The sequence below is a fragment of the Thermanaeromonas sp. C210 genome (genome assembly GCF_013167955.1).
Taxonomy (GTDB): domain Bacteria; phylum Bacillota; class DSM-521; order Neomoorellales; family Neomoorellaceae; genus UBA12545.
This window is the reverse complement of sequence record NZ_BLWF01000001.1, coordinates 281,317-296,677: the sequence shown is the minus strand read 5'-3', so window position 1 is coordinate 296,677 and position 15,361 is coordinate 281,317. Positions and strand designations below refer to the sequence as shown.

Genomic DNA, 15,361 nt, shown 5'->3' with positions numbered 1-15,361 from the left:
ATAATGTTCCCCGATCAACGTTTCAATCCCTCGTAGGTAGGCTGGAAACAGCCAGATTTGGGAACGCCCCGGAGAGGGCTATAAGGTTTCAATCCCTCGTAGGTAGGCTGGAAACTTAGCCCGTTGGATTACCTTAAATTGCTCCAGCAGGCGGTTTCAATCCCTCGTAGGTAGGCTGGAAACTCAAAAAAAAATAGCCCGCTGGGAGCCTTATCCCAGGTTTCAATCCCTCGTAGGTAGGCTGGAAACCCGCGCGGGGGCAAGGCGCGGGAAAAAGGAGGAAAAAGTTTCAATCCCTCGTAGGTAGGCTGGAAACCGTTTCGGCGTCTGCTTATGTCCAGAGCCTGCTCCGGTTTCAATCCCTCGTAGGTAGGCTGGAAACCTCCGCAAACCCCCATCAAGCCACCTCCTTTTCCTGTTTCAATCCCTCGTAGGTAGGCTGGAAACCCATTTTGGGCGCATAAATTAACGAAATAATTTCGTCCTCCTCGATGGTACTATTTTCCACACGAAAAAGTTTAAGCCCTTTATCCGGCTTCAGATGTGGATTTCTTCTTCTGATAGCTTGTCGTCGATCCCCCAGTCTTTTTGCATTATTAGACATCGACGACAATTTTCCTGCCGGAATTTAAAGTTTTGAATTCCGAGTATTCCTCAGAGGTAAACACCCCCTGGCACTCCTTAAAGGCTTCCACCTGCTTCACCCTTGACAATGTGTCCCTACAAGTCCTAAATTGGTGTTCTTTAGACCATATCAGGGCCTCCCACACAGTGTGTTACGGAGCAAATAAGGGATATTGAGTCCCTTCATAAGGGTGTAGGCATAGCAGAGTAAGCGTCAAATACAACCCACCTTGGCACCAACCCCAAGTACAGGGGATAATCCTTCTCAGAAAATACGCTTGAGGAGGATTTTTTATTATGACCAGAGCCGAACGGCAAAAGTTATGGGAAACCCGGATAGCCGAATACCAAGCGAGCGGGCAAAGCGTTAAAGAATGGTGCGCCTCCCATGAGGGCATTAGCCCCAGGCAGTTATGGTACTGGCTGCGGAAGTATAAAGACCAAAACGGAGTTTCCCTCGAGAAGCCAACCCGTTGGCTGCCGGTAGAAATAAGCGAGTCATCTTCTGGGGATGGGGGCAACTCCTTGCTGGTCAGGATAGGCAAGACCAGCATCGAGGTAAGACCCGGGTTTGACCCGGCCTTGCTCACCCAGGTAGTCCGGGTGCTGATAGCGTTATGCTAAACGAAGTTGGTATCGACCGGGTTTACCTCGCCTGCGGCGCCACAGACTTGCGTAAATCTATTGACGGCCTGGCGGTGCTGGTCAAGGAAGGCTTCGAGCTGGACCCCTTCTCTTCCTGCCTCTTTGTCTTTTGCAACCGTAAGAGGGACAAACTGAAGATTCTCCATTGGGAGCACAACGGGTTTTGGCTTTATTACCGCCGGCTGGAGAAGGGCAAATTCATATGGCCGGTGGGAAATACTTCTTCTACCATCACCATAAGCCGCCGGGAGCTGCGCTGGCTGCTTGATGGTCTTCCCTTAAACCAGCCTAAAGCCCATCCTGAGGTAAAAGCGCGCACCATCTTGTAATATAAAGCCTCAGGAAGAAATATTTTTACCTTATGGTTGATTCTAGAGGAATTGGGGCTGATTCGTCGAATTATTAAAGCATGGACACGGCTAAGTCTATAGCTACCATGACCATAGAAGAGCTGCGAGAGCACTGTGCTCAATTGGAACAACAGGTTGCCGAACTTACCGCCAAGTTAAACTGGTTTATGGAGCAGTTCCGTTTAAGCAAGAAGCGGCAATTCGGTTCTTCCAGCGAGAGGACTTGCGCACTAGAAGAGCAGCTTTTGCTTTTTAATGAGGCGGAAGCGGAAGCCCGGCCGGAAGCAGTTGAACCGGATTTGGAGACCATCACCTACCAGCGCCGTAAAACGCGCGGCCGCCGGGAGATGAACCTGGAAGAGCTGCCGGTAGAAGTAGTAGAGCACCGCCTGCCGGAAGAGGAGCGGGTCTGCCCGTGCTGCGGTGGCCCTTTACATGAAATGAGCACCGAAGTGCGGCAGGAGCTCAAAATTATCCCGGCCCAAGTGAAAGTGGTCAAGCACGTGCGCTACGTCTATTCTTGCCGCCGCTGCGAGAAAGAAGAGATAACCACTCCTGTTATCACGGCGCCCATGCCTGCTCCTGTACTTCCGGGAAGCCCGGTATCTCCCTCGCTTCTTAGCTACATTATGACCCAGAAATACGGGGCAGGATTACCCCTTTACCGCCAGGAGCAGCAGTTTAAAAGCTTAGGGATAGACCTTTCCCGGCAGACCATGGCCAACTGGGTGCTCCATGGAGCTAACACCTACTTAACCCTTATTTACGACCGTCTCCATGAACACCTTCTTAAAAGAGACATTCTCCATGCCGATGAGACCACGTTGCAGGTACTTCATGAACCGGGAAGGGAAGCTACCACCAAATCATTCCTTTGGCTTTACCGTACCGGGCGGGACGGTCCCCCGATTATCCTCTACGACTACCAGACCACCCGGGCCGGCAAACACCCCCGCCGGTTCCTGAAAGGTTTTAAGGGCTATTTACACGTTGACGGCTATGCCGGCTACCATGAGCTTGTGGATGTCACCCTGGTAGGCTGCTGGGCTCATGCCCGGCGCAAGTTCGACGAAGCCTTAAAAGCCCTGCCGCAAGATAAACGCAACAAAGCAGTGGCTGCCCGGGAGGGGCTTAAGTTCTGCAACCGGCTCTTTGCCATAGAGAGCGAGCTTAAAGACAAAACCCCGGAAGAACGGTATCAAATCCGCCAGGAGCGCAGCAAACCAGAGCTGGACGAATTTTTAGCATGGCTTAAGAAGCAGAAAGCGCAGGTGCTGCCCAAAAGTGCCTTTGGGCAGGCGGTTTACTATTGCCTTAGCCAATGGGAGAAACTTGTCGCCTTTTTACAAGACGGGCGTTTGGAACTCGATAACAACCGCAGCGAGCGTTCTATAAAACCCTTTGTTATTGGGCGCAAGAACTGGTTATTTGCCAACACCCCTCGGGGTGCTAAAGCCAGCGCTATTGTTTACAGCATTATAGAGACAGCCAAGGAGAACGGGTTAAATCCCTTCTACTACCTTGCTTATCTCTTTGAGAGGCTACCCAACCTGGACCCGCAAGATGAAGAGGCATTGGAACAACTCCTGCCGTGGTCGGAAACTTTGCCCCCTATTTGCCGGATGAATAATTAGGTTTGCTTTAGCCCCTACCTTAGGTGATTAGGTAGGGGTTTCTTTTATGCTTACTGCCGTAACCCGCAAGGTGGGTTGTATTTGACGCTTACATAGCAGAACTCGGGCTTACCCAGGTTTTGCTCGAGGTGCCGCCGGACATCGCCCATCTATTTTATCTCTCCCGGCATTGTAAAGGATTCACCATCTATATTCCGACTATAGCATATATGCGGTATATCAACCGTCCTAAGTAATCCCCAGAGGTACAAGGGGGTCCGTTACATGAAGACCAAAACACAACCTCAAACGGCAGGCGTTTCCGGTTTACTAGATATCCTGGCCCCTTAGGCACTGGAGTTCGGGGCTAGGCAGGTCACCTTTGGCGACCAGCTTGCAAGGGTCCTGGTGGTGACGAACTATCCCCCCAAGGTGGGCCCTGCCTGGCTGGCCCGGGTGGCCGCCATACCAGGCGTGGTGTGCTCGGTTCATGTAACACCCACTGACCCTACCGAGTTAATCTTGAGCATAAACAAGGCCATAGGCGAATATGCAGCTAGGCTTGAGATGGGCGGCAACGCCCTGGTCATGCAAAGAACGGAGCAGGCCTTAAAGGACGCCCAAGAGCTGCTGAGGAAGATAGACCAGGAGCAGCAGCAGGTGTTCTACGTTACGGTAGTGCTCCTAGTGCTGGCTCCCGACCAGGAGACCCTGGAGCGGAGGACCCGCCAGGTGGAGGCCACTCTAGCCGCGGCAGGAATGCGGGCCAGGACCGCCACCTTCCGCCAGGAAGAAGGCCTTAAGGCCGTAGGGCCCTGGGCAATACTTCCTAAGGATACCAAAGAAGCCGGGGCGAGAAATATGCCCGCCGAGACAGTGGCGGCCGGTTTTCCCTTTACGGCCAGCGGTATTAACGACGGCAGTGGTGTAGTGCTGGGGAGGGACAGGGACGGCGGCTTGGTTCTGGTGGATACATGGGAGAGGGGAGGAGACCGCACTAACTCCAATTGGACGGTGCTGGCCAAGCCCGGTGCAGGTAAATCCTTTGCCGTGAAGCTTTTGGCTCTCCGCAACTTGGCCCAGGGCTCCAAGGTGATAATAATCGAACCCGAGCGCGAGTACCGGGAGATGTGCCGCCTCTTAGGTGGCACCTGGATAAACTGCGCCGGCGGCAAGGGGAGGATTAACCCCCTCCAGGTGAGACCCGTCCCCCTAGAGGAGGATGGAGAAGGGGACGCGAGGTCCGGCCAGGGCCCCCTGGCCCTGCACCTCCAGACCCTCCGCACCTTCTTCTCCCTTTACCTCCGGGACCTTGTGGACTTGGAGAAGGCCGCTTTGGAGGACGCTCTGGTGGAAGTGTACCGCCGGGCGGGCATTACTTGGGAGACGGACCCTGATTCTATACCGGCAGAAGAATGGCCCACCATGAGGGAACTCCACACCTATGTAGCTGAACAGGCAGAGAAGCTGCCCGAGACTTATTCCAGGCTGGCGGTGTTGTTAAAAAAGGCGGCCCTGGGTGCGGACGCCGCCCTGTGGGCCGGGCCTACTACGGCCAGTGCCGACAACGACTTAATAGTCTTAGACGTCCACGACAAACGCCGACGACTCAGTGAGGAGGGCGCAATACTTTAATGTGCTCTCCTTCGCTTGGGACTTAATCGAGCGGGACCGACAGGAGAGGACCCTGCTGGTGGTGGACGAGGCCTGGCTCTTGGTGGACCCCCAGACGCCCCAGGCCCTGGCCTTCTTGAGGGACACCAGCAAGAGGATCCGCAAATACATGGGGGGTCTGGTGGTCATAACCCAGAACGTGATTGACTTCCTGGCCCCTGAGGTGCAGCGCCACGGCCAGGCCCTCCTCGATAACCCGACATATAAGCTCCTCCTGGCCAGGGCGAGCCTGGCCAGGGCGAGAAGGACCTGGAGGCTATAACCCAACTTATGAACTTGAGCGAAGCCGAGAGGGATTTGCTGGCCACTGCCAAGCGAGGCGAAGGCCTTCTCGTTGCCGGGACCCAGAGGGTGCATGTACGGATTGAGGCTGCGCCGTACGAGATACCCTACCTGGCAGGAGGTGGCCAGTAGTGGCTAGACTAATAGCTAAAATAGCTGGCGCCCTACTGCTGGAGGCGGAGAGAGTGCTCCTTTGGACGGTGATAATACTAATTCTACCGCTTGCTCTTCTGGCCCTGCTCTTTGCAGGGCCAATTGTTATATGGGAGAGGGTGCCCATAGCCAGTCCCTCGCAAGTGCAAATCTATGTTGATGCGGCCAGGGAGGCGAGCGAAAGCACAAAATCCCCGTGTGACCCAGGCGTTAAAATCGAATGGCAGCCGCTTTTGGCTATTGAGGCCGCAAGGCTAAACCCGGACTTCCGGAAGGCAACCCCCGCCAGGGCCAGGGAGCTCGCCAGGAGTGTTCATAGAGCAAAATGGAACATATCGGGTATGCACGGGCAAGGACCCGCCCACCTGACAGAGTTACCCTACCTACAGGTTGAGGGACCTCGGCGAGGTCCTAAATGACTTGGGATTCACTGAAGCGCAGCAGGAGAAGGTAAGGAATATCCTTACCGTGGACCTGTCCTTCCTCCTGGAAGTGGGCGCGGAAGTGCCGCCGGGATGGGTGCCGGTAGAGAAGGACCTCAAGTGGCCCGTGCCTGGTGTCTACGTTATTACTTCAGGTTTTGGCCCCCGGATAGACCTCGTGGAGGGCATTGACGGCTTCCATACGGGGGTGGACATAGGAGCTCCCCAGGGGACGCCCGTCGTGGCTGCTGCCCCCGGTGTGGTTGCCCACGCCGGGCGAGCAGGCAACTACGGCCTGGCGGTGTTCCTCCAGCACGAGGGAGGGGTGGAGACAATATACGCCCACCTCGCCGGGATTGCAGTCAAAAGGGGCCAGGTGGTCCAGGCCGGTGAACTTATCGGCTACGTCGGGTCTACAGGGAAGTCCACCGGGCCGCACCTGCACTTTGAGGTCAGAGTCCACCAGCAGCCCGTCAACCCCACTGACTACTTCAAGTGAGGGGAGGAGAATGAAGTGCTCATCCAGGCCTGCCCTTACTATACTATGTTTCCCATAGACTTTCCCTTGGAGCACCTGAAGAACGCCCGACCCGGGGAGTGGGTCCTGGACCCTTTCTGCGGGCGGGGGACGACCCTGTACGCAGCGAGGCTTTTAGGTCTCCCCGCCTCGGGGGTGGATGTAAGCCCCATAGCGGCAGCCATTTCCGACGCCGTGCTGGCCGGAGCTTCCCCCGAACAGGTGGTGAAAGCCTGCGGGCAGATCCTCAGCTCCCGGTCTGCTCCTGTGGACGTGCCGGAAGGAGAGTTCTGGGAACTGGCCTACCACCGTGAGACCCTGGAAGAGGTATGCCGACTGAGAGAGGCCCTCATATACGGCGAGGACAGCGACACCCGCCGCCTCTTGCGCCTCATCATCCTCGGCCGCCTCCACGGCCCTTTGAGGAAGGGTGCTCCTTCTTACCTGTCCAACCAGATGCCCCGCACTTTTGCCCCCAAGCCGGGGTATGCTGTGCGGTTCTGGAGGAAGAAGGGGCTGTGTAGCCCGCCGAGGGTGAGCGTCTTGGACCTAGTGGCCCGCAAAGCGCCCTGCTATCTGGAAGGCCTGCCGCCGCCAACGCAAGGCCGCGTGGCCCTGGCCGACAGCAGGCAGTTCGACCTCCTTGAGCTCGGCGGGCCCTACACCTGGGTAGTGACTTCGCCTCCCTATTTTGGCATGAGGACTTATGTGCCCGACCAGTGGCTGCGGCACTGGTTCACCGGCGGTAATCCAGAAGTCCAGTACGGCTATCAGGGGCAGTTAGCTACCGCCGCGCTCGACAGTTTCGTCCAGGGGTTAAGGCAGGTATGGACCAATGTGGCTAAGGCCTGCGCGCCGGGTGCACGGCTGGTGGTCCGTTTCGGGGTCCTCCCGTCTGCTCCGATAAAATGTAGGCCGGAAGACTTGTTTCGTGAAACCCTGCGGGGTACGCCCTGGCAACTGCAGGAGGTCCGGCCGGCTGGAACGGCGGCGTGGGGGAGACGCCAGGCACTCCAGTTTTTGGGAGAAAAGGCAAAAAGCCCTGTGGTAGAGGTGGATCTAGTGGCAACGCTCGAGAGTTGACCGCTGATAGGTGAGGAGAATTCCTTGGTGGCTGTGTACTTGACGTAGGATAAGAAATTGGTGGAAAAACCTTGGGAAGAGGTGGACGCTTATGATTTACGCCCTATTGGTTACCCCGGCCAGGGCGGAGCAGGTGAGAAAAGCCGCCATAGGACACGGCGAAGTGGTATTTGATCAGGCCGGGACTATGGATTCTTTTAGTATTCATAATGCCTTCCAGTCTGCCGCTAGGGTGGCGGCCGACGTCTTGGTTCTTGATATAGATGCCGCTCCGGGCCCGGACCTGGTGGCCGCCGCCCGGTGCTACCGTATAGCCAGGCCGCATGTCAGAATAATCGTCTTGGCTCCCGCCCGTGAGCCAGGCGACCCCACGGTGGCCGGGCTGGTGGGCCTAGGTATTTATGATATAGTCGCCGCACCAATTGAGGCTGATTGGGAGGCTCTCGTTGGCAAGGCCCTCGTTGGTCCTCCTGCTACCTACGCCCAGGCTGCCCGGTGGCACGTCATGCCGGGGCCGGATGGCGACGAGCATGTAAAAGAGAGGGTCATAATCGAAGAGCGACCGGCAGGGGCAGTCACCATAGCGGTAATGGGGGCTGCCCCGGGCTTGGGTTGTACCCATACCGCTTTGGCTATTAGCGCATTCCTTGCCAGGCAAGGTTACAAAGTGGCTCTGGTGGAGGATAGCCAGAGGTTCGCACTTGACCAGTTTTAGCTTACCTTTTCAACCTGGACGAGCCCCTGAGCGAGGTTATTGATCCCAAGCCGAAGACCTTGCTGTTCGAGCGTATCCTGCCGGACTTAAGACGGGGGCAATATGACTATGTTGTGCGCGACCTGGGCTATTGGGAGAAGAATAGGGACAGGGAGGCATTGAGGGCCACCCTCCCCATCCTTGTGGCCAGCGCCGCCAGGTGGAGGGTAAGGGACTTTGAGATGGTGGAGTCCATTGGCTCATACCATATAGCCTTGATAGACCCGCCGGAAGACGTGTTTAGACGGGTGAAAATGGCGGTACCGGCCACCTACAAGCTCCCCTATGCACCTGAACCCTTTAAAATGGCTGACGAGCCGTTGGCCGGGCTTTTGGGCTCCATATTGCCGCGGGCAAAAAATCCTTCCAAGAAAGGCATATGGCCCTGGAGAAGGAAGTAATAAAGGCGGTACGTCCCTCAATTGTACAGCCTTTCCGGCCGCTTATTTATTTTACTGCCGCTACTGCCGCCAGGGCCCCAGTTGATAAGGGAGTGGGCCTGCGGCATATGCTCCCGGGCTGGGCGCAAGAACTGGTTATTTGCCAACACCCCGCGGGGTGCTAAAGCCAGCGCTATTGTCTATAGCATCACAGAGACGGCCAAGGAAAACGGGTTAAATTCCTTCCACTACCTTGCTTACCTCTTCGAAAGGCTGCCGAACCTGGACCCGCAGGATAAAGAAGCCCTGGATCAACTCCTACCGTGGTCGGAAACTCTGCCACCCATTTGCCGGAAGAATAATTAGCTCCACCAGAAAAATTGAGGTCCTGCAAGGGTTTACGGCACTGTGAACAGCTCCCTGGTGTAATAAAAAGGAAGCTGTTCACATTTTTCCCTCCCTTTGGAGTCTCTTCCCCGGGGATAGATCCCGGGTTTGTGGTCGTGCTTTTTCCCCGGCATATGTCGCCTGTCCCTCCTGCGGCTTCCCAGCCGGGGCATAAATGAAATTCGTTGCGCTCCCGTCTTTTTCCTGCACCTTTACCGTGCGACGCCACGGCTCTGGCGGGAAGGGCAGCCCGGACCGGAAAAGCGAGCGGGGGGTGGTTCCGGCACCCGCCGGCCGGGATGCGGGGACGCCTTTTTCCCGCTTCGTGCGGCGGGGGCTTATCTGGAAAGGCGGGTCCGCCCTGGCAGGCGGCTGACGGCAGACAGGCCGTTGGCGGCTGGAGAAAGAGTGGAAGTTCGGGGGTTGAGAGGGAAGCATGCCCTTTAGGCCCGGTGGAGCAGGGATTTGTCACGCGTTTATAGAAATAAATAACAGCAAGCCCGATAAAACGCGCGGCTAGTTCGCCGGAAAGCAAAGGTTTCGATTTAATAGGTCGTAAGATAGAAACCGAACTCTTTAGAGGTTACCTTGGTGGTAAGTCATCGACCAAATGAGAGGGGATTATATGGCCCAGATTCACCGCTACTGCGGCAGCCTGCTGGGCCTGGCGGTGGGGGACGCCCTGGGGACTGCCCTGGAGTTCCGGCCGCCCGGGTCCTTTGAGCCCATCGGCGACATGGTGGGCGGCGGGCCCTTTAAACTGAAGCCCGGACAGTGGACCGACGACACCGCAATGGCCCTGTGCCTGGCGGAGAGCCTGGTGGAATGCCGGGGCTTCGACCCCCTTGACCAGATGGAAGGTACCTGCGCTGGTACCGGGAAGGATATATGAGCAGCACCGGGTACTGCTTCGACGTCGGCAACACGGTGCGGGCGGCCTTAGAGCGCTTTGAGCGCACCCGGGAGCCTTACTGCGGCTCGACCGATCCCTTTACCGCCGGCAACGGCTCCCTCATGCGGCTGGCGCCGGTGGCCCTCTTCTACGCCCGCAGTCCGAGGGAGGCCGTCGCCAAGGACGGGGAAAGCTCCCGCACCACTCACGGTGCGGTGAAAGCCTTCGACGCCTGCCGCTACCTGGCCGCTATGATCGTTGGAGTCGTAAACGGTGCATCGAAAGAAGAGCTCCTGTCCGACCATTACGAGCCGGAGCCGGGGCTGTGGCAGGAGGCCCCCCTGACGCCAAATGTTGCCGCCGTGGCCGCAGCTCCTTCAAGAGGCGCAACCCGCCCGAAATCAGGGGAACGGGCTACGTGGTCGCCTGCTTGGAGGCCGCCCTATGGGCCTTCTATCGTAGTTCTTCCTTCTGGGAGGGGGCGCTCCTGGCGGTAAACCTGGGCGAGGATGCCGATACCACCGGCGCCGTCTACGGCCAGCTCGCCAGCGCCTACTACTGCGAGGACGGCATACCGGAAGAGTGGCGGGAGAAAATCACCATGCGGGAACGGATTGAGGAGCTGGCGGAAGAAATATTCGCCCTCGTCTGGCAGGACGACTAATGACGACCAATACTTACACCACGAGGAGAAAAAATGAACGCCTTTGAGGATATTGTGGCCTATTATTTCGAAGAAGAAGGTTACTGGGTCAGGAAATCGGTTAAGGTCAACATCTCCAAGGAAGAAAATAAGGTTAATTGGCCTGCCTTCCATGCCGAGGCCGGAGATAGACCTCGTCGCCTTCAAGGCCAAGGAAAATCTCCCCTTATTAATCAAGGCCAAATCTTATCTTGATTCTCCTGGAGTTCGCTTCTGCGACGTGACCGGGGAAAACCGGGATATCGGTAAACGCTACCGCCTCTTTACCGATGCTCGCTTCAGAGAGATAGTGACCAGAAAGATGAAGGAAGATTATTTAGCTCAAGGCCTCATAAACGCCACTACCAGGATAAATTACGCTCTGGCCGCTGGCCATGTTTATTCCAATGACGAAGCAAGAATTCAAGACTACTTTCAAAAAAACGGGTGGATATTCATTTCGCCGTCCCAGATAAAGGAAAGAATTAGAAAACTGGCGGCTAAAGGTTGGGAGGACAACTTGATTACCATAACTGCAAAATTGCTCTTAAAGGATTAGCAGGAACTAATCTGCGGCCCATTTCATCCCGCCGGAGCGTCCAGGAGCGACTTGAGTGCGGCGGACGTCATGGCGTCTATGGAACTGGTCATCGCCAGAAACATATTCACGTCCAGCGGCGGGGACCTGGTGGCCGTCGCCGGGGCGCGAATAGTCACCAGGGAGATCACCGAGCTCATCGAATCCTAGGGGGGCTTCCCCCCTCTTTTTACAGTGAACAGTAAGCGGGTGGACCAGGCTAACTACGGCTTCCCGATGGTCATCGCCTTCTACGTCCTCATGCGGCTGGAGCCAGTCATCAAAGAGCTGCAGAAGTCAGTGACGGTCCTAACCGTGGTGGTGGCCCGCCAAGGCAGGGTGGACTACGAGGAAGCCCGCAGGCTGGTGGAGGGGAACGGTACTGGCAAATAGTGCGCCATAGGCCCCGCCGCGAAAAAGGAAAGCAAGGCGGGGCCTTAACTTGTGACCGGCAAGCCAGCTTTTCACGGAGTCGAAAATGGCTGGCATTTTAGCGCCGTTAACTTTCCCTGCGAGGGAAAAGTTTCTCTGAGGGAAAAATTTCTCTTTTGAGGCGCGGAGCAACCTAGTTCACCTGGCGCGGCTGACGGGACGAAAGCCCGGACGTCGGGGGTCGGGAAGCTGAAGGGTGACCGGCGTGTCCGGAAGTGGGACCGCCAGCACGGGAGAAACATCGCGGAGGTTAGAGCAGATGAAAATCCAGTACATCATCGTCCACCACACAGGGGCAGAAGAAAAGGACGCCGAGCAGGTGCGGCGCTACCATCTCTCCCTGGGCTGGCGGGACGTGGGCTACAACTACATAGTCGAGCGGGACGGCAGGGCGGTGGCCGGAAGGAGCCTCGACATACCCGGCGCCCACTGCCGGGACGCGGGGATGAACTACAGGTCGGCTGGCGTTGCCGTCCTCGGCAACCTCATGGACCGCCCGCCTACAAAAGAATAGTGGCAGGCCCTCACCGGGCTGGTGCGGGAGCTGTACCGCCGGTTTGACGTGCCTCCGGAGCGGGTCCTCGGCCACAAAGAAGTGCCGGGGGCGGCCACGGACTGCCCGTGGAGGTTTATGGACATGGAGCGGCTGCGGCCAGAGGCGTCCGCCTCCGCCGGAGACGGGGAAACGGCACCGGCGCAAACCGGCGGCCGGAGGGAAGGCGTGGTCTTGGAGGATAAGGAAGTGGCGGTGCGGGGAAAGGGCGGTCCTGGCGGGGAGCCCGCGCCCACCGCCAGCCCCGCCAGCCTCTGGCGGGTCGAGGTGGGGGCCTTCGCCAAAAAAGCGAACGCCGAGGCCCTAGCCAAGAAGCTTAAACATGATGGTTATAGTGTCTTTATTCAAGAACCGCAGGGGTAAAATTCCTGCGGTTTTTTGGAAGAAATATATCCACCGGGTACACGAGTAGAAACCATATAATTGGGCCACCACATATAGGCTCCTTGCCAGAACTATTAAACAATAAATGGTTTCCGGTTGCAGGACATTCCAGGAAACCGTAGAATTACTTACTAAAAAGAGAATAATATAGACCTTACATGGCTGGCAGTGTCTAAATAAGTCCTCCTAGAGACCTTCTCGGCCCGGAGCTATTCCTGGTAAACCACGGTAAACGTGGCCAATCTTTATTTTTGGTGCAGGATGTCCAAGGTTTTGTTCAACCTTACTGCTTACAGCTTTCGTACCAAACTGGGATCGTTGCTAGTGCGGCGGCATTGGGAGAAGTTCAGGGAGGCCGCGCGCGAGACCGATTTCTATGTGATATCGGCGCGGAAGGCCGTTCGAATCCTGCGACCCAACCCCCGGCGCACGCGGGATTAGGCTTGCGGGCTTAAGGTACAGGGGCGAATGCCGAGGTTAACGTGCACGTATCCGTTAAGGCGGAAATGACCCCCTGGAAAGAGGTCGAGAGGCGGATATTAGCGCTGGGCCTCGACGACATCCTGAGGGTCATCAACAGAAAGCGCCAGGAAGAAGTATACGACCCGGAGCATTCCGCCCGATGACCGCGGCGGACACCCCAAAGCGCACGGCTCGGCGTGCCCCGTACCCATGTCGATAGAGGGCCGTAAAGGGAGACCTGTGAAGAGACCGACTTTGAGGGGGCAGTGACTTCCGTGAGCGAAGAGGCCAAGAGACTGCGCCTGAGCTTCCACGGGCGGATCATCGATCACCTCGGCATACAAATGTACCAGAGCCCCGTAGCGGCGATCGCCGAGCTGATAGCCAATGCCTGGGACGCGGACGCCGAGGAAGTGTCGGTTGCCCTACCGGCCGAGCTGGGTCCGGAGGCCGAGATCGTGATCAGAGATAACGGCATTGGCATGACGTTCGAGGATTGCCAAGAGAGGTACCTGAAGGTAGGGTACGATCGCAGGCAAAAGGACGGCGGGACGTCCCTCGAGAAAAAGCGCCCGCTCCTCGGGAGAAAAGGGATAGGCAAGTTTGCCGGCTTCGGAATCGCGGGGGTAATCCGCATCGAGACGGTCAGCAAGGTAACCGGCGAAAAAACGGTCTTCGAGCTGGACATAACGAAATTGCGCGGGGAGTCCGACGGCGATTACGTGGCGCCGCCTGCGGACGTAGAGGTGATCGAGTACGAGGGGCCGGACGAAAACCGCGCAAGGGAGGCACACGGGACGGCCATAAGGCTGAGGCGCCTGACCTTGGCAAAGCGACCCGCCCCCGACGCGTTTGCGAGGAGCATGGCCCGAAGGTTCCTCCTTCATCAGCGCGTTGCGGACTTTAAGGTGCTCGTCAACGGCAGGCCGCTTCCGGAAGGCGAGGACGCGGAGAAGGTAGAGTTTGTCTTTCCGAGGGATTACCGCGACGACCAAAGGCCGGAGGGCATCAGGATCGAGCCCGAGACCGGCTGGGGCGAGGAGCCGCTAGGGGAGCGCAAGATCCGCTGGCGCTTTCTCTTCTACAAAGATCCCATCGACGAGGAAGAGCTGCGCGGCGTGGCGGTCTTCATCCGGGGAAAGCTCGCCCAGACTCCTTTCTTTTTTAACCTCGTCGGAGGGCTGGGCGGCCAACAGGGCATGGAATACCTTTCCGGCCAGGTGGAGGCGGACTTCCTCGACGATCTGGCAACGGACGTGACCGCAACCGAGAGGCAGAGGATCAATTGGGAGCTGCCCGAGACGGAGCTGGTGCTCGAGTGGGGGCGGGAGCGCGTCAAGAGCCTCCTAAGGATCTGGAGGGATCGGCGGGCCGAGAAGAGGCTTGAGGCCATAGAGGCACGGCTGGCGCCGTTTGCCCGGCGCCTGGCGCGGCTTCCCAGCAGCGAGCAAAAAGTTATCAAGCAGGCCCTGAACAAGCTCGCCCGCATTTCGACCATAAGCGACGAGCAGTTTCAAGAAATCGGCGAGGCCGTTCTCACGGCCTGGGAGGGGGGCAGGCTCAAGGAGCTGATTCGCGAGCTGGCCGAAAGCCCGGACATGAGCGAGGCGAGGTTTTTGGAAATACTCCTCGAGGCCAACGTCCTAACGGCGCTTCATACGGCGGAGGTTGTGAAAACTAAGCTGCTCATCATCAAGGGATTGGAGGAGCGGATAGCCAGGCGGGACAAGGAGCCCGACATAAGAAATTATATTGCCGACAACCCCTGGCTTTTCGGCCCGGAGATGCAAACCTTCAGGCGGGAGAGACGGATAGAGAAGCTTCTCAGGGATGTCGCCGCCGAGGTGGGTATGGAAGCAGACGAGGACTGGCAGGGGCGGATAGACTTGGCGCTGGGCAGCGGCGACCAACTGGCAATCGTCGAATTCATGCGCCCTGGCCTGACCGCGGATTGGGATCATATTTTCCGATTCGAGCGGTACGTTCGCGCGGTAAGAGCGAAGCTGGCAGCCGATACCGGAGGGCCGTTCAAGTTTGCAAACGGCTACCTGATCGCCGACGGGCTAAGCAAGAAGCCGGACATCTTATCTAAGTTACAGGACCTATCGTCAAGCGGAATGTGGGCTATGGAATGGGAGACGCTGCTCGCCCGCGCCGCGGCCCAATGGGAGGAATTTCTGGAGGTCTTGAGATTGCGCGCCCCGGACGACGAGCGACTGCAGGCGCTGCGGCCGGGCTGCTCCGAGGCCGCGGCCGGGGCCGCGTCGCCGGGCTGATCCGGGCCCCCGACGCGCCGGGATTAGGCCAGAGGGCCCGGGCGGGGGGAGAAAAAGGAGGTCGGGGGCTTCGATGAAGCTGCCACGCGGCCTACCGCCGGTTCGCCCGCGCGTACGGTCTCGCCCGACGGGCAAAAAGCCGAAATCTCTCGGCGCTTTACGGTGGCCCCGTGCGGGCGCGGTCGGCGGGCCGACCCGCCTCTTTATCGGTTGGCCTAC

The 15,361-nt window shown here is 57.8% G+C and carries 14 protein-coding genes, 3 pseudogenes and 1 CRISPR repeat array (1 of these 18 cut by a window edge); all 17 genes and pseudogenes read left to right on the top strand.

Features of this window, described 5'->3' with window-relative positions; genetic code table 11:
* Positions 1-447: direct repeats of the CRISPR family, unit length 30 nt; unit sequence GTTTCAATCCCTCGTAGGTAGGCTGGAAAC; it reaches 1,911 nt to the left of the window's first position.
* Positions 448-921: 474 nt separating this feature from the next.
* Complete coding sequence (tnpA, locus tag TAMC210_RS01400) at positions 922-1,248, top strand: IS66 family insertion sequence element accessory protein TnpA (protein ID WP_173297026.1); 327 nt, start codon at positions 922-924, stop codon at positions 1,246-1,248.
* A complete protein-coding gene (gene tnpB, locus TAMC210_RS01395; RefSeq protein ID WP_173297025.1) occupies positions 1,242-1,598 on the top strand; it encodes an IS66 family insertion sequence element accessory protein TnpB in 357 nt (118 codons plus the stop codon). Before tnpA ends, tnpB begins: the two co-directional genes overlap by 7 nt.
* An 80-nt stretch (positions 1,599-1,678) precedes the next feature.
* Positions 1,679-3,253, top strand: a complete 1,575-nt coding sequence (tnpC, locus tag TAMC210_RS01390) for an IS66 family transposase (protein WP_173297024.1) — start codon at positions 1,679-1,681, stop codon at positions 3,251-3,253.
* Between the two features lie 333 nt (positions 3,254-3,586).
* Positions 3,587-5,320 (top strand): annotated as a pseudogene (locus TAMC210_RS01385) (VirB4 family type IV secretion system protein).
* Complete coding sequence (locus tag TAMC210_RS13430; RefSeq protein ID WP_254388456.1) at positions 5,320-5,760, top strand: hypothetical protein; 441 nt, start codon at positions 5,320-5,322, stop codon at positions 5,758-5,760. Before TAMC210_RS01385 ends, TAMC210_RS13430 begins: the two are co-directional and overlap by 1 nt.
* 1 nt (position 5,761) lies before the next feature.
* Positions 5,762-6,262 carry a M23 family metallopeptidase gene (locus tag TAMC210_RS13425; protein WP_254388455.1) on the top strand — a complete coding sequence of 167 codons (501 nt, stop codon included), beginning with the start codon at positions 5,762-5,764 and terminating at the stop codon, positions 6,260-6,262.
* A 15-nt stretch (positions 6,263-6,277) separates the two neighbouring features.
* Positions 6,278-7,363, top strand: a complete 1,086-nt coding sequence (locus tag TAMC210_RS01375; protein ID WP_173297023.1) for a hypothetical protein — start codon at positions 6,278-6,280, stop codon at positions 7,361-7,363.
* 91 nt (positions 7,364-7,454) lie between these two features.
* Positions 7,455-8,078, top strand: coding sequence for a hypothetical protein (locus TAMC210_RS01370; protein WP_173297022.1), 624 nt, complete (start codon positions 7,455-7,457; stop codon positions 8,076-8,078).
* 59 nt (positions 8,079-8,137) lie between these two features.
* Positions 8,138-8,518 (top strand): hypothetical protein, encoded by a 381-nt coding sequence (locus TAMC210_RS01365; RefSeq protein WP_173297021.1) that lies wholly within the window; start codon positions 8,138-8,140, stop codon positions 8,516-8,518.
* Positions 8,519-8,638: 120 nt separating this feature from the next.
* A pseudogene (locus TAMC210_RS01360) lies at positions 8,639-8,863 on the top strand (transposase domain-containing protein); the annotation flags it as partial.
* A gap of 631 nt (positions 8,864-9,494) precedes the next feature.
* Positions 9,495-10,440: pseudogene (locus TAMC210_RS13825) on the top strand (ADP-ribosylglycohydrolase family protein).
* A gap of 43 nt (positions 10,441-10,483) precedes the next feature.
* On the top strand, positions 10,484-11,017 hold the full coding sequence (locus TAMC210_RS01350; RefSeq protein ID WP_173297020.1) for a hypothetical protein: 534 nt from the start codon (positions 10,484-10,486) through the stop codon (positions 11,015-11,017).
* A gap of 51 nt (positions 11,018-11,068) precedes the next feature.
* Positions 11,069-11,206: a DUF2922 domain-containing protein gene (locus TAMC210_RS01345; RefSeq protein ID WP_256366471.1), complete on the top strand. Its 138-nt coding sequence runs from the start codon at positions 11,069-11,071 to the stop codon at positions 11,204-11,206.
* Positions 11,207-11,245: 39 nt separating this feature from the next.
* Complete coding sequence (locus TAMC210_RS01340) at positions 11,246-11,428, top strand: YvrJ family protein (RefSeq protein WP_254388453.1); 183 nt, start codon at positions 11,246-11,248, stop codon at positions 11,426-11,428.
* Between the two features lie 235 nt (positions 11,429-11,663).
* On the top strand, positions 11,664-11,981 hold the full coding sequence (locus tag TAMC210_RS01335) for an N-acetylmuramoyl-L-alanine amidase (RefSeq protein ID WP_173297018.1): 318 nt from the start codon (positions 11,664-11,666) through the stop codon (positions 11,979-11,981).
* 21 nt (positions 11,982-12,002) lie between these two features.
* Entirely contained in the window at positions 12,003-12,383 is a 381-nt protein-coding gene (locus tag TAMC210_RS01330) for an SPOR domain-containing protein (RefSeq protein WP_254388452.1), read from the top strand.
* Positions 12,384-13,141: 758 nt separating this feature from the next.
* Positions 13,142-15,142, top strand: coding sequence for an ATP-binding protein (locus TAMC210_RS01325; protein WP_173297017.1), 2,001 nt, complete (start codon positions 13,142-13,144; stop codon positions 15,140-15,142).
* The last annotated feature ends 219 nt before the right edge of the window (positions 15,143-15,361 follow it).

Bases quoted from the DNA above. Each gene is read 5' to 3' on its own strand.
- tnpA (WP_173297026.1), top strand. From the start codon at position 922: ATGACCAGAGCCGAACGGCAAAAGTTATGGGAAACCCGGATAGCCGAA.
- tnpB (WP_173297025.1), top strand. From the start codon at position 1,242: ATGCTAAACGAAGTTGGTATCGACCGGGTTTACCTCGCCTGCGGCGCC.
- tnpC (WP_173297024.1), top strand. From the start codon at position 1,679: ATGGACACGGCTAAGTCTATAGCTACCATGACCATAGAAGAGCTGCGA.
- TAMC210_RS01370 (WP_173297022.1), top strand. From the start codon at position 7,455: ATGATTTACGCCCTATTGGTTACCCCGGCCAGGGCGGAGCAGGTGAGA.